We start from the raw sequence: 12,800 nt of genomic DNA, 5'->3' as shown, positions 1-12,800 counted from the left end.
GCGACACTCCGCCGCCCTTGGACCGGCGAGATCGAAACGTGGCTCGATCCGCCGGCGGCGCATCTCGGCAGCAGGCGGCCCACCGAGGTGTCCGGCCGGTGGACCGACCCGGTCGGCGCCCATGTGGCCGCCCGGCTCAGCGCCGCCGGCCGGCTTCCGCGGAGTCCCCGGGACGGCTTCGGGATGGGACATCCGCAGTACAGATACGAGATTCCGCTGGCGGGCAGAGCCGAGGACGACGTACTCAGAGGCATGAACCAGCAGTGGCGCCGCGACATTGACAAGGCTGACAGGGCGGGCGTCGTGGTCACGGCCGGCGACGGAAACCCGGAAGACCTGAAGGCGTTCCACGACCTCTACGTCCACGCCGCCGAGCGCGAGCGCTTCACACCCCGGCCGCTGCGCTCTTTCGAGACCATGTTCGCGAAGATGTGGGCCGAGGATCCCGAGCGGATCAGGCTCTACGGGGCGCACGTCGGCCTCGTCCGGTCCAAGGCCGGCACCGGCGGCCAGGCGGTGCGGTACGTCGGCGAGTGGGACCTGCCACTGCGGCCGGGCATCGCCCCGCCCGCGACGTATCGCGGGTATATCGAAAACCACATACGTTCCGGCAACAGCACACCGTCTTGACTGAAGGTATGACCCACAGCGAAACGACCCGCATCACCATGTACGGGTGCGGCCCGGACGAAGCCGTTCTGTTCCGCGAACTGGCGCCCGGCCTCGGTGTGCGGCCGGTCGTCACCGACGCACCAGTGTCCGAGGCCAATGCCGAACTGGCCGCAGGCAGCCGGTGCGTCAGCGTCGGCCACAAAACGCACATCACCCACGCCACTCTCCGTGCGCTCGGCCGGGCCGGCGTGGGTTACATCTCCACGCGGAGCATCGGCTACAACCACATCGATGTGGCATACGCGGACAGCATCGGCATCCTCGTGGAAAACGTCTCCTACTCGCCGGACAGCGTGGCCGACTACACGCTGATGCTCATGTTGATGGCGGTGCGGGATGCGAAAGCCATCGTCCGGCGCACCGACATGCACGATTACCGGCTCAGCGAGGAGCGCGGGAGGGAATTGCGCGACCTGACGGTCGGAGTGATCGGGACGGGCCGCATCGGCGCGGCGGTCATCGACCGGCTGCGGGGTTTCGGCTGCCGCATCCTGGCCCATGACCACCGTCCCGCGGACCGCCCCGGTGCCGCTGTCGAGCTCGTTCCGCTCGATGAGTTGCTGCGGCGCAGCGACCTGGTCACGCTGCATGTGCCGCTCACCGCGCAGACGCACCATCTGCTGAACCGGCAGCGCCTGGCACAGCTGAAGAACGGCGCGCTGATCGTCAACACCGCACGGGGTGCGCTCATCGACACCGAGGCACTGGTGCAGCGGTTGGAGAGCGGCAGTCTGAGTGGCGCGGCACTGGATGTCGTCGAAGGCGAGGAAGGCATCTTCTACGCCGACTGCCGAAGCAAAGCCATAGAAGGCAAGGGGCTGTTGCGACTGCAGGAGCTGCCGAATGTGCTCATCAGCCCGCACACCGCCTACTACACGGACCACGCCCTGCGCGACACCGTGGAGAACTCCCTCACCAACTGCCTGACATTCGAAAGCAGGAACAACCGGGGCTGAGCGCCCGCCTCGTCCAAGGGACGAGGCGGGCGCTCACATCGTCCTGGGGCCCTCGACAGCCCGCTGGGCGCAGGCTGCGAGGTGAGCCTGGCGGACTGCTTGTGTCAGCGGGTGGTTGTCACTGAGCACCCGTGCGGAGTCGGACAGAATCTGCTCGAACAGCGGGATGGCCCGGCTCAGGTCCCCGGCCGACTGGTAGGCGTAGGCGAGGTTGTTGCGGGTGGTCAGGGTGGAGGGGTGGGTCTCACCCAGCAGCAGGACCCGGGCGTCCACAGTCTGCTCGAACAGCGGGATGGCCCGGCCCAGGTCCCCGGCCGACTGGTAGGCGTAGGCGAGGTTGTTGCGGGCGGTCAGGGTGTCGGGGTGGTCCTCACCGAGCACCCGTGCGGTGTCGAACAGGGTCTGCTCGAACAGCGGGACGGCCCGCATCAGGTCCCCGGCCGACTCATAGGCACTGGCGAGGTTGTTGCGGGCGGTCAGGGTGTCGGGGTGGTCCTCACCGAGCACCCGTGCGGTGTCGAACAGGGTCTGCTCGAACAGCGGGACGGCCCGCATCAGGTCCCCGGCCGACTCATAGGCACTGGCGAGGTTGTTGCGGGCGGTCAGGGTGTCGGGGTGGTCCTCACCGAGCACCCGTGCGGTGTCGAACAGGGTCTGCTCGAACAGCGGGACGGCCCGCATCAGGTCCCCGGCCGACTGATACGCGCAGGCGAGGTTGTTGCGGGCGGTCAGGGTGTCGGGGTGCTCCTCACCGAGCACCCGTGCGGAGTTCGACAGCGTCCGCTCGAACCGCGGGATCGCCCGGCTCAGATCCCCCGCCGGCCCGCGGTGATGGTTGCACCCACACCGCAGGCACCAGCCGGAATGGCGCTCTGACATACCTTCTCTTTCTCGCGTGAGCCGCACGCGCTTCGGCGGCTTCGACTTCCCGGGCCCGGTTCAGTCACGTGACCGGAAAGTCGAAATACGTGTCCGGATACGGCTCGTCCTTCAGGGTGTAATGCCACCATTCACACGCGTAGGCGTTGAAACCACATGTCTCCATGATGGAGCGGAGGTATTGCCGGTTTCTCGCCTCGGACTGTGTGATCCCGTGTGCTCCGTGATGCGAGATCGGATCCATCAGGTCGTGGTCACCACCCATGGCGGCCAGCTCTCCGGTGGCCAGATGGTAGAGCGTCAGGTCGACGGTGCTGCCCCGGCTGTGGCCGGACTTCTCGGCGACATAGCCCATCTCGAACATGTCGGCTCTGTCGATATTCGGATAGTGCCGCTGCTTCGTCCGGCCGTCCTCCGGCTGCTTCGACCAGCGCACGAAGCAGTCCACGGCGCGTTGGGGGCGGTACCCGTCCCAGATGAGCAGGCCGAAGCCATAGGCCCGGGCCTTTTCTCGCGCCCTTTCCAGAGCCGAACACAAAGGTATGGTGCCGACGATTCGATTGGCCAGATAGCCGTCCACGGGTTTGCCGGTGAAGTTGTCCCAGGTGGCGTACTTGGCATCCCAGCGTATTCCGGGTACGCCTTCGTCCAGGAAGGCGAAGTTGTCCTTCATTGGATTTTCCCCGTCAGTGCCAACGTCACCATGCGGTCGATCACTTCGGTCAGCGGCAACCCCGCAGCCGCCATCATCCTCGGGTAACGGCTGTAGGAGGTCAGGCCCGGCAATGTGTTGACCTCGTTGAGGACCACACTTCCGTCCTCCTTGAGGAACAGGTCCACCCGTGCCAGACCGCTGCAGCCCAGGGCGCGATAGATGACCTTCGCCGTCTCCTGAACGAGTGAGCGCGATTCTGCTGAAATGTCAGCGGGAACGATGAACGTCGAGTTCTCGGACCCGCTCTCCGGATTCTTCTCCTGATGGATCTTGAAGAACCCGTGCGACAGGGCGACTCGGTCCACCTCGCCGGTGATCAAGTCCAGTTCGTTCCCCAGGATGGAGCATCCGACTTCGCTGCCGACGACCGCCTCTTCGACCAGCACCTTTGAGTCGTACTGCCGCGCGGTCTCCACCGCAGGCAGCAGTTCCTCCTCCCGGGACACCTTGGTCACGCCGAAGGACGACCCCGAACGGGCCGGCTTCGTGAAGACGGGATACGTCAGCTTCCCGGGATCAATATTCTCGTCCGCCGCCACCGTCCAGAAGTTCGGTGTGGCGATCCCGGCCCCCCTGACGATTTGATAGGTCAGGGACTTGTCCATGCACAGAGCGGAACTCTGCACATCACAGCCCGCGTAGGGGATGCCGGCGACCTCCAGCAGGCCTTGCATCGCGCCGTCCTCGCCGAGTTTTCCGTGCAGGATGGGCAATACGACGTCCAGCTTGACCGTGCTGTACCGCCCCTGCTCCAGAACGAGCAATCCGCCTACGCTTCTGTCCGGTGACAGCAGTGCCGTGCGACAGTCGCCGCTCTCCCAGTCCGGGCCGGGGCTGTCACAAAGCTTCCAGGCACCGCTCTTCGTGATTCCGATGTAGAAGGGCTCGTACTTGGTGAGATCAATGCTTTTTGCGACCTCTTGCACAGATTTGATGGAGACCGGGTGCTCTTCGGAACAGCCCCCGAACAGGATTCCGACGTTCAGCTTGCCCATGCCGGTTCCTGCTTTCTCGCGGGACGCCGTGTGCTTTGATGCGCTGTAGGTCATGCCCTCAGTCAAGGCGGCACGGCGTTGCCGCAACGTATGCGGTTTTCGATACGTCGACGATATGTTACCCAGCGGTAACATATCGTCGGCGTATCGAAAACCGCATACGTGCCCGCAACATGACGCCGCCTTGACTTGGAGGTGTGACCTACAGCGAACCTGCCTCCTCCTACCTCTACCTCGCCGGCCTCGCTCCAGCCCGCGGGCTCCCGCGCCGCGTGGGCATGGTCCCGCTCAGCCTCAGCGAGATCGCTGCGGTCGTCGGCGGCACGGTCGTGGGCGACGGCGCCGTGACGGTGACCGCGCCGGCCGTGCTCGACGGCCGGCAGGCCGAGCCGGGCGGCCTCTTCGTCGCCATGGCCGGGGAGCGTGCCGACGGTCACGACTACGCCGGCCAGGCCGGCCGGGCCGGAGTGGTGGCCGTGCTCGGCTCCCAGCCCACGCCGCTGCCCACCGTCGTCGTCGAGGACGTCCAGACCGCGCTGCAGAGGCTCGCCGCCCACGTCGTGGCCGGCCTGCGCAACGGACTGACCGTCGCCGGGGTGACCGGCTCGCAGGGCAAGACCAGCACCAAGGACCTGCTGACGGCCGTGCTGTCGAGCGCCGCGCCGACGGTTGCCACGGCCGGCTCGCTCAACAACGAGCTCGGCGTACCGCTCACCATGGTGCGCGCCGAGATGGGCACCCAGTTCCTCGTCCTTGAGATGGGAGCCCGTCATGTCGGCGACATCGCCGCCCTCACCGGCCTCGTCGCGCCCGACATCGCTGTCGTCCTCAACGTCGGAGTGGCCCATCTCGGCGAGTTCGGGTCGCGCGCCGCCATCGCCGAGGCCAAGAGCGAACTGGTGCGGGGGCTGGCGCCCGGCGGCACCGCCGTCCTCAACGCCGACGATCCCCGGGTGGTCGCGATGCGCGCGCTCACCGACGGCCCGGTGCTCACCTTCGGGCGGGCCGAGCACGCCGACGTACGCGTGCTCGACCTGACCCTTGACCGGCTCGGCCGGCCGTCCTTCACACTGCGCACCGCCGACACCGCGGCGCGCGTCGCGCTGCCGCTCGTGGGCGCGCACCAGGCACTCAACGCGTCGGCCGCCGCGGCGGCGGGGCTCGCGGCCGACATACCGCTGGAGGTGGCCGCGGCGGCGTTGGGCACGGTCTCGCTGTCGAAGTGGCGGATGGAGCTGCGCGACCTCGCCTGCGGGGCGACGCTGCTCAACGACTCCTACAACGCCAACCCCGACTCGACCCGCGCCGCCCTGGACGCGCTGGAGGCGATCGAGGGCGGGCGTCGTATCGCCGTCCTCGGCGCGATGCTCGAACTCGGCGACGGCAGCGAGGCGGAGCACCGTGCCGTCGGGGCGTACGCCGCCGCCCGGGCCGACACGGTGGTCGCGGTCGGCGAAGCCGCCCGGCCGATCGCCGACGGCGCGGGCGAACGGTCAGTGGTGCTGGCCGGCAACGACGCGGCCGTCGACTGGCTGCGCGGTCACCTCGACACCGGCGACGTGGTACTCGTCAAGGCTTCCCGCGGGGCGTGCCTCGACGAGGTCGCCGCCGCGCTCGCGTAGTTCGGCGGGCGGCCACGCCGACTCCCGCGGTCCGCCGTTCGACTCACGATGGACCACAAAGGGGGCTTCCCCTACGCTAGTTGAGGATCGGCGGTGCGGGCGAGAAACACCAGAAGGGAGACGGCCATGGACAGCGAGCGTGGTCCGGCGGGGCGCGCGCTCGCCGACAAACTGGAGCACTTGTTCCGGACGGTCGTCCCACCCGGACGTGAGCCTTACGGCACGGAGGAAGTGGCCCAGGCCATCACGGCAAGCGGGGTGTCGATCTCCGGCAGCTATGTCTGGCTGCTGCGTAAAGGCCAGCGGGACAACCCCACCATCCGGCATCTGCAGGCGATCGCGGATTTCTTCGGAGTGCCCGCCGCGTACTTCTTCGACGACCAGGTGGCAGCGGACGTCGACGCGGACCTGAGGCTGCTCGTCGCGCTCAAGGATGCAGGCGTGCAGAGCGTCGCGCTCAGAGCGGCCGGCTTGTCGTCCAAGAGTCTGCGCTCGATCAGCGAGGTGATCGAGCGGGTCCGTGAACTGGAGGGCCTGCAGCAGGACGCGCCGGATCACCGCTCAGCAGAACGAGGCCACCAGGACGGAAAGTTGCCGTCCTTACCTGGCGGCGCAGTGCCTGACGAGAGAAACGGAGAGGGTGCGTGAAACTGGGAGGCTTACAGCGGCGGTGCAAGGCTCTCATCCGCAACTTGGAGATACCGAGCCCGTTCGACGTACACACGTTGATTCAGAGCGTTGCACAACGGCAGGGCCGTCCCATTCAGTTGATTGCCATCGCCATGCCGGCAGGCAGCCCCTGCGGGCTGTGGGTGTCCACGGCCGGCACCGACTACATCTTCTACGAGAAACAGGCCAGCCCGCTCCATCAGGAGCACATCATTGTTCACGAGCTCGGCCATCTTCTGTGCGGCCATGTCCGCCTCACGGATGTGAACAACGATATAACGCGCCGGCTCATGCCGACCTTGAGCCCGAATATGATCGAGCGAGTGCTGCAGCGCACCTATTACAACACCCCGGAAGAAAAGGAGGCCGAAATGATCGCCTCACTGATTCTCCAGGGTGTCGACCGGTCGCCGTCAGGACTGAACCGGGCCGTGCCGGAGGTCGACGAGGCCGTGCGAAGAGTGCAACGCTTGTTGGTGGACTGAAGGCGACCGGTCGCTAATTTTACCTGCCGCGGAGTTGCTGTGACCGGAGCCAAGAGTGTCTTATACCCTTTACTTGCCTTATTGTGTTGGGTGGCCTTCTTCTACAAGTGTCACTCCCTGAGATCGGGTCGGTGTGATCCAGGGCTGCTCGCGTTACTGGCCGCTCTCCTCCTGAAGGGGTCGGCCTTCGCGCTCGCGACCCCCGCGGTCTCCCTGGCCGTCGACGAGTATCTAGGCATATCCGACGTGACGGCGCTGGCCATACACGTCCTCGGTGGCGTGGCCTTCAGTGCCGCACTACTCGTTGTCCTCCTGTTCTGGGCGCACCCACCCGAACAGGCATGGCCGAGGGCTCAATGGCGGCTCGGTATGGCCGCGATCATGATGCTGGCCATGCTGTCGCTGTGGATCATGGCCTCGTCCGAGTCGCAGGAACGCTCGGCGCACTTTCTTCTGCAGAACGTTCACCGGCCCGTGGTGGCTGCCTACTCGCTCATCTACGTGGGCGCCCTGCTGGTGGCGCTCGTCGAGATCGCCCGCCTGTGCTGGAGATATGCCGAGGTCGCGGGAGAGCCATGGCTGCGCCGCGGCCTGCGCCTGACCGCTGTAGGCGCAGTGGTCTATTCGGTCAATTTCGTCAGTCGAGCGTCGGCCGTGGTCAGCGTGCAATTCGGCCTCCACCCGTTGGAGTGGGAACTGGTGACCGTGCTTGGTGCAGGGATCGGCATACCACTCGTCGTCGGTGGTCTCACCATGCCGTCCTGGGGGCCCCGCCTGTCGACCCTGAATACCTGGTGGAACAACTACCGCACCTACCGCAGCCTTTCCCCCTTATGGCTGGCGATGCATCAAGAACTACCCGAGATCGTATTGCATTCTCCAGCTTCGGTCATGGTCAATCTGAACTACCGTCTGTATCGCCGGACCATCGAGATCCGTGACGGACAGATCGCGCTGCGCCCCTACATGAGTCCTGAAACAGCAATGCGGACAGCCGAACTGGGCGAAGAGGCCGGCCTCACCGGCAACGACCTTCGGGCGGTGGTTGAGGCAGCCCAGCTGAAGGCGGCGCTCCGGGCCAAAATGAACGGAGCCCCCGTTCCGGCTTCAGGCGCCAGTACTGGCCACCCCGTCCCCTCCGAACCGTACGGGGGCGACGATCTGGTCAGCGAGGCCGTTTGGCTGTCACAGATCGCACGAGCCTTCGCACATTCACCGGTCGTCGCCGCATCGGTGAACGGTCGCTGCAGCCGCAGTTAGCGCGGTCCGCGCGCGTGATGCCGCTGCGTTGCCCCGGTCTGTGGGCTGCCGACCGTAGGGGCCATCAACTCACGTAAGAGTAGAGGGAGTTTACAGTTATACCTCCGTTGACTGCCGTCACGCGGCGCTGTTACTGTCACCAGCGTTCCACTGGGGCGCCGAAGGCGCGTTGACACCCACGTCAGTGGGCCCATCTCCAGCGGGCCTGGGACCTGGGAGGCCCATCGGTCCGCTTCAGCTCGGCAGCTCGTCCGGCCGCGCCCTCGCGCTGTGGCCCGGGCTTTGAGGCAGGAAACTCCGTCTGCACCACAGGCACCGAACGGGTAAGTAGTGGCAATGGGTAATTCCGTACCGCACCGCAACGTCGCCGACGAAGTAGAAACCCGAAAGGGAGAGTTCAGGTGGATCCGACAAGCGTTGACATGGTCGCTCTCCCTGTCGTCGAAATCGAGTTGTCCCGGCTGTCTTCCGTATCCTCGCCCCGAACCTCAGGAGAGGATCCGGAGCACGTCGAGACATTGTTGTCGACAGAGGGAGCACTGCCGCCTATTCTCGTCCACCGACCGACGATGCGGGTGGTCGACGGCCTGCACCGGTTGAAGGTGGCGCGACTCAGAGGCGATACAAAGATCGTGGCAAGGCTCGTCGACGGCACTGAAGCGGACGCCTTCGTCCTGGCCGTCGAGGCGAACATACGGCACGGTCTGCCGCTCTCGCTCGCTGATCGCAAGCGTGCTGCCGTGCACATCATCGGGACGCATCCGCAGTGGTCCGACCGGCGCGTAGCCTCGGCGACCGGCATCTCCGCCGGTACCGTGGCCGACCTGCGCAGACGCGGCGGCGACAAGGGAACCGAGGCAAGGATCGGCAGGGATGGACGCATCCGTCCGGCCGACGGCTCGGGGCGCAGGAGACACGCTGCCGAGCTCATCCGCAGCAACCCGGGCCTTTCGCTCCGGCAGGTCGCCCATCAGGTCGGCATCTCCCCGGAGACGGTCCGGGACGTGCGCGGCCGGCTCGAGCGCGGTGAGAGCCCGGTCCCGGAAGGAAGCCTGAAGTTACGAACCGAGTCGCGTCCACTGCATCGCACGGAAACGGGCTTCGGCCGCGCGGTGGATCGAGACCGCCTCGTGACGCTGGAGCGCCTCAAGGCCGATCCGGCGTTGCGGTTGAGCGAGACCGGCCGCATTCTGTTGCGCATGCTGGCCATGCACTCCATCGACGGGCAGGAGTGGGAAAGGATCCTGCACCGCGTCCCGCCGCACTTGTACAACGTGATCGCCGAGTTCGCCAGAGAGCACGCGCAGGTCTGGACCGGGTTCGCGGAATGCCTGGAGAACTGGGCGACCAGTTTGGCCGCAGAATAATCGCGTTTTACGGCGCAGTTCAGCACGTTGATGCCGCTTGCGGATTCGGGAGAGCATTGCTGATCCCCTCCGTAGCCTGCAAGCCGGCGTCCGGGCGGTACTCGAAGTGCCACCACTCGTTGTCGTAGATGCGGTGGAGGCCGTAGCGGGCACCGTGCTCCTCGAGCCAGCGCGCGCCTTCGTACGGGCGCACATCCAGCGCGGTGCCCTTGACGTGCTTGGATTCCGCCGGTGGCAGCACAAGCATCCGGGCCGCGGCCGGTGAGCCGACGCGACTCACCTCCTCGTCGAACAGCCGCTGCTGGACGAGGGGGTCGCGGTATCCCGAGGTGAGGCCGATGAGCTGCCCGTGACGCCAGAGCGCCTCAGCGCGTGCAGCGGTGAACGCCGCCCTGGCACCGTAGGTGAGCCCGGTGAGATTTTCGGCCGGAAACCGGACCCCCAGCGCCCAGTGGCAGGCCCATTCGCGGGCGCGGCCGGGATGGCGGACGAACGCGACGGGCAGCAGGAGCACGGCGAGCACCACGGCAAGTACGGCGAACAGCCGGTCACGGGGCCGAAGCGGGATGATGTGCGATTCATTCATGCCTCCAGTTGAGCGGGCGCGATGTTGTCGGCCCGTATCCAGTTTTCGATATGCCGACGAAATGCACGGCTCCGCTGGACAAGAAGCTTCATGAGGCAGCGATGGATATGCTCTGTCCGCGCTTCGAGGGCCGGCCAATGGCCGCACCGAGGACAACGATGGCCGGCTCGAACGCGCCGATCGGGCCGCCGCACCGCAGACCGCCCGCCCCGCGTACCCGCCCGGAACCGTACGGCCGCAGTGGGAGGCGCCGTTCACTTCCCCTGGGGGCGGGTCCGACTGCCGGATGCGCGCATGGCCGTGCCACCCCTGGGAGTCTTCATGTCCGATACCGAACGACGAACCCGCACCGCTGCGCTGGACCACGGTGCCACCGGGTGGCTGACCAAAGACCCTGGACGGGGGCCGGCATGAGTGCCGCGTTCGACCTGGAGCACCTCGATGTCCTGGAGTCGGAAGCGGTACACGTATTCCGGGAAGTGGCAGGGGAGTTCGCACGGCCGGTGCTGCTGTTCTCCGGCGGCAAGGACTCCATCGTCATGCCGCACCTGGCACTGAAGGCCATGGCCCCGGCCCCCGCTGCCGTTCGCGCTCCTGCACGTCGACACCGGGCACAACGTCCCGGAGGTGCTGAGGTATCGCGACCGAGTGGTGGCGGAGCACAACCTCCGCCTGGACGTGGCCTCGGTGCAGAAGTTCATCGACAGCGGCAGGCTGCGCGAGCGCCCGGACGGCAGCCGCAACCCGCTGCAGACGGTGCCGCTTCTGCACGCCATCGAGACCGCGCGGCTCGGCGCCGTCTTCGGCGGTGGGCGACGGGACGAGGAGAAGGCCCGCGCGAAGGAACGGGTGTTCAGCCTGCGGCACGAGTTCGGCGGCTGGGACCCGCGCCGGCAGCGTCCGGAGCTGTGGCACCTGTACAACGGCCGGCACGCCCCCGGCGAACATGTCCGCGTCTTCCCACTGTCCAACTTCACCGAGCTGGACATCTGGCAGTACATCGCCCGCGAGAAGATCGAACTCCCGTCGATCTACTACGCGCACAAGCGTGAGGTGTTCCGTCGCGACGGGATGTGGCTGGCCGCCGGCGACCGGGGCGGCCCAAGACGCGGCGAGACCGCCCAGACCCGCCTCGTCCGCTACCGCACTGTCGGCGACATGTCCTGCACCGGTGCCGTCGACTCCCGTGCCGACACCGTCGAAAAGATCGTGACCGAGATCGCCGCCTCCCGGCTGACCGAGCGCGGAGCCACCCGCGCCGACGGTCGCCTCTCGGAGACCGCGATGGAAGACCGCAAGCGCGAAGGCTACTTCTGACCATGAACGGCATCTCACTTCTGCGCCTGGCCACCGCCGGAAGCGTGGACGAGGGCAAGTCCACGCTGGTCGGCCGGCTGCTGCACGATTCCAAATCGGTCCTCGCCGACCAACTCCGCACCATTGAGCGCGCATCGAGGAGCCGCGGAAAGGAGGGCCTGGACCTGGCGCTGCTCACGGACGGCCTGCGTGCCGAGCGCGAACAGGGCATCACCATCGATGTCGCCTACCGCTACTTCGCCACCGCTGCCCGGCGCTTCATCCTCGCCGGCACCTCCGGCCACGTGCAGTACACCCGCAACATGGTCACCGGAGCCTCCACGGCCGAACTCGCGATCATCCTGATCGACGCCCGTACAGGCGTGGTGGAGCAGACCCGCCGGCACGCCGCCATCGCCGGCCTCCTGCGCGTCCCGCACGTGGTCCTCGCCGTCAACAAGATGGACCTGGTCGCGTACGACGAGGACGTCTTCGCCACGGTCGCCGCGGACTTCGTCGACTACGCCACCCGCCTGGGTGTGCCCGCGGTGACGGCCATCCCCATCTCCGCACTCCACGGCGACAACGTCGTCGAGTGGCCCGTTTCCCCGTGCAGTACGTCATCCGACCGCAGACCGCAGACCGCAGACCGCGGACCGCGGAGCACCCGGACTACCGCGGCTACGCCGGAAAGATCGCATCCGGCCTCTTCCACGTCGGGCAGCAGGTCACCGTTCCGCCCTCGGGACGTACCACCACGATCGCCGCGATCGACGTCCTCGGCGAGGCCGCCGAGATCGCCTGGGCTCCGCAGTCGATCACGATGCGCCTCGCAGACGACCTGGAGTCTCCCGCGGCGACGTGATCGCCCCGTCCGACCAGCCGCCCACGCTGACCAACGAGGTCACCGCAACGGTGTGCCACCTCGCGGACACACCGCTCACCGCGGGCGACCGGGTACTGCTGCGACACGGCACGCGTACGGTCACCGCCAAGGTCAAGGCCATCGACTCCCGGCTCACCCTGGCCGACCTGTCCCAGCAGCCGGGCCCGGGACGACTCGTGGTCAATGACATCGGTGAGGTGGTGCTCCGCACCGCGGAGCCGGTGCCGGTCGACGACTACGCCGCTTCCCGCCGCACCGGATCGTTCATCCTGATTGACCCGGCCGACGGCGCCATGCTCACCGCCGGCATGGCGGCCCACACCCTCGGGTGAAGGCGGTGACGTCGGCGGAGGCGCAGGGAAGGCCACCGCGGGCCGGCCACGTCCAAGTGGCAAAATTCTTCAGTTGGACT

At 67.0% G+C, this 12,800-nt stretch carries 10 protein-coding genes and 3 pseudogenes; 9 read left to right on the top strand and 4 right to left on the bottom strand.

The window, feature by feature from the left end:
• Positions 1-18 precede the first annotated feature (18 nt).
• A pseudogene (locus OG542_RS00225) lies at positions 19-630 on the top strand (peptidoglycan bridge formation glycyltransferase FemA/FemB family protein); the annotation flags it as partial.
• Between the two features lie 8 nt (positions 631-638).
• Positions 639-1,628 (top strand): D-isomer specific 2-hydroxyacid dehydrogenase family protein, encoded by a 990-nt coding sequence (locus tag OG542_RS00220; protein WP_328407076.1) that lies wholly within the window; start codon positions 639-641, stop codon positions 1,626-1,628.
• A 33-nt stretch (positions 1,629-1,661) separates the two neighbouring features.
• Here the strand turns inward: OG542_RS00220 and OG542_RS00215 are convergent, their stop codons facing one another.
• From OG542_RS00215 to vanA, 3 genes are all read right to left on the bottom strand, one after another.
• Complete coding sequence (locus tag OG542_RS00215) at positions 1,662-2,507, bottom strand: tetratricopeptide repeat protein (RefSeq protein WP_328407074.1); 846 nt, start codon at positions 2,505-2,507, stop codon at positions 1,662-1,664.
• A 64-nt stretch (positions 2,508-2,571) separates the two neighbouring features.
• Positions 2,572-3,180, bottom strand: a complete 609-nt coding sequence (gene vanX, locus OG542_RS00210) for a D-Ala-D-Ala dipeptidase VanX (protein WP_328407072.1) — start codon at positions 3,178-3,180, stop codon at positions 2,572-2,574.
• Positions 3,177-4,217 carry a D-alanine--(R)-lactate ligase gene (gene vanA / locus OG542_RS00205; protein ID WP_328417677.1) on the bottom strand — a complete coding sequence of 347 codons (1,041 nt, stop codon included), beginning with the start codon at positions 4,215-4,217 and terminating at the stop codon, positions 3,177-3,179. The genes vanX and vanA overlap by 4 nt, the downstream gene beginning before the upstream one ends.
• Before the next feature lie 278 nt (positions 4,218-4,495).
• Here vanA and OG542_RS00200 point away from each other — a divergent pair, with 278 nt between their 5' ends.
• The 5 genes from OG542_RS00200 (at position 4,496) to OG542_RS00180 (ending at position 9,620) form a co-directional block, all read left to right on the top strand.
• Entirely contained in the window at positions 4,496-5,839 is a 1,344-nt protein-coding gene (locus tag OG542_RS00200; RefSeq protein WP_328417675.1) for a UDP-N-acetylmuramoyl-tripeptide--D-alanyl-D-alanine ligase, read from the top strand.
• A 126-nt stretch (positions 5,840-5,965) separates the two neighbouring features.
• Positions 5,966-6,487: a helix-turn-helix domain-containing protein gene (locus OG542_RS00195; protein WP_328407070.1), complete on the top strand. Its 522-nt coding sequence runs from the start codon at positions 5,966-5,968 to the stop codon at positions 6,485-6,487.
• Positions 6,488-6,531: 44 nt separating this feature from the next.
• The gene (locus tag OG542_RS00190) at positions 6,532-6,993 is read left to right on the top strand and encodes a ParH-like protein (RefSeq protein WP_328407068.1); all 462 of its coding nucleotides are present in this window, start codon (positions 6,532-6,534) and stop codon (positions 6,991-6,993) included.
• Positions 6,994-7,032: 39 nt separating this feature from the next.
• Positions 7,033-8,253, top strand: a complete 1,221-nt coding sequence (locus OG542_RS00185) for an MAB_1171c family putative transporter (RefSeq protein ID WP_328407066.1) — start codon at positions 7,033-7,035, stop codon at positions 8,251-8,253.
• A 401-nt stretch (positions 8,254-8,654) separates the two neighbouring features.
• The gene (locus OG542_RS00180; RefSeq protein WP_328407064.1) at positions 8,655-9,620 is read left to right on the top strand and encodes a ParB/RepB/Spo0J family partition protein; all 966 of its coding nucleotides are present in this window, start codon (positions 8,655-8,657) and stop codon (positions 9,618-9,620) included.
• Between the two features lie 19 nt (positions 9,621-9,639).
• Here the strand turns inward: OG542_RS00180 and vanY-N are convergent, their stop codons facing one another.
• Positions 9,640-10,353 carry a D,D-peptidase/D,D-carboxypeptidase VanY-N gene (gene vanY-N, locus OG542_RS00175; protein WP_328407062.1) on the bottom strand — a complete coding sequence of 238 codons (714 nt, stop codon included), beginning with the start codon at positions 10,351-10,353 and terminating at the stop codon, positions 9,640-9,642.
• A 263-nt stretch (positions 10,354-10,616) separates the two neighbouring features.
• On the opposite strand from vanY-N, the pseudogene cysD reads away from it, so the two are divergent.
• A pseudogene (gene cysD / locus OG542_RS00170) lies at positions 10,617-11,523 on the top strand (sulfate adenylyltransferase subunit CysD).
• Positions 11,524-11,525: 2 nt separating this feature from the next.
• Positions 11,526-12,720, top strand: a pseudogene (locus OG542_RS00165) (sulfate adenylyltransferase subunit 1).
• Positions 12,721-12,800: the final 80 nt, after the last annotated feature.

Origin of the sequence: Streptomyces violaceus (genome assembly GCF_036014075.1) — a bacterium.
Lineage (GTDB): Bacteria > Actinomycetota > Actinomycetes > Streptomycetales > Streptomycetaceae > Streptomyces > Streptomyces violaceus.
The sequence above is the reverse complement of the archived record's forward strand: the minus strand, read 5'-3'. Positions and strand labels throughout refer to the sequence as shown.

Excerpts from the sequence above, each read along its gene's own strand:
- OG542_RS00220 (WP_328407076.1), top strand. The coding sequence starts at position 639 with ATGACCCACAGCGAAACGACCCGCATCACCATGTACGGGTGCGGCCCG.
- OG542_RS00215 (WP_328407074.1), bottom strand. The coding sequence starts at position 2,507 with ATGTCAGAGCGCCATTCCGGCTGGTGCCTGCGGTGTGGGTGCAACCAT.
- vanX (WP_328407072.1), bottom strand. The coding sequence starts at position 3,180 with ATGAAGGACAACTTCGCCTTCCTGGACGAAGGCGTACCCGGAATACGC.
- vanA (WP_328417677.1), bottom strand. The coding sequence starts at position 4,217 with ATGGGCAAGCTGAACGTCGGAATCCTGTTCGGGGGCTGTTCCGAAGAG.
- OG542_RS00200 (WP_328417675.1), top strand. The coding sequence starts at position 4,496 with ATGGTCCCGCTCAGCCTCAGCGAGATCGCTGCGGTCGTCGGCGGCACG.
- OG542_RS00195 (WP_328407070.1), top strand. The coding sequence starts at position 5,966 with ATGGACAGCGAGCGTGGTCCGGCGGGGCGCGCGCTCGCCGACAAACTG.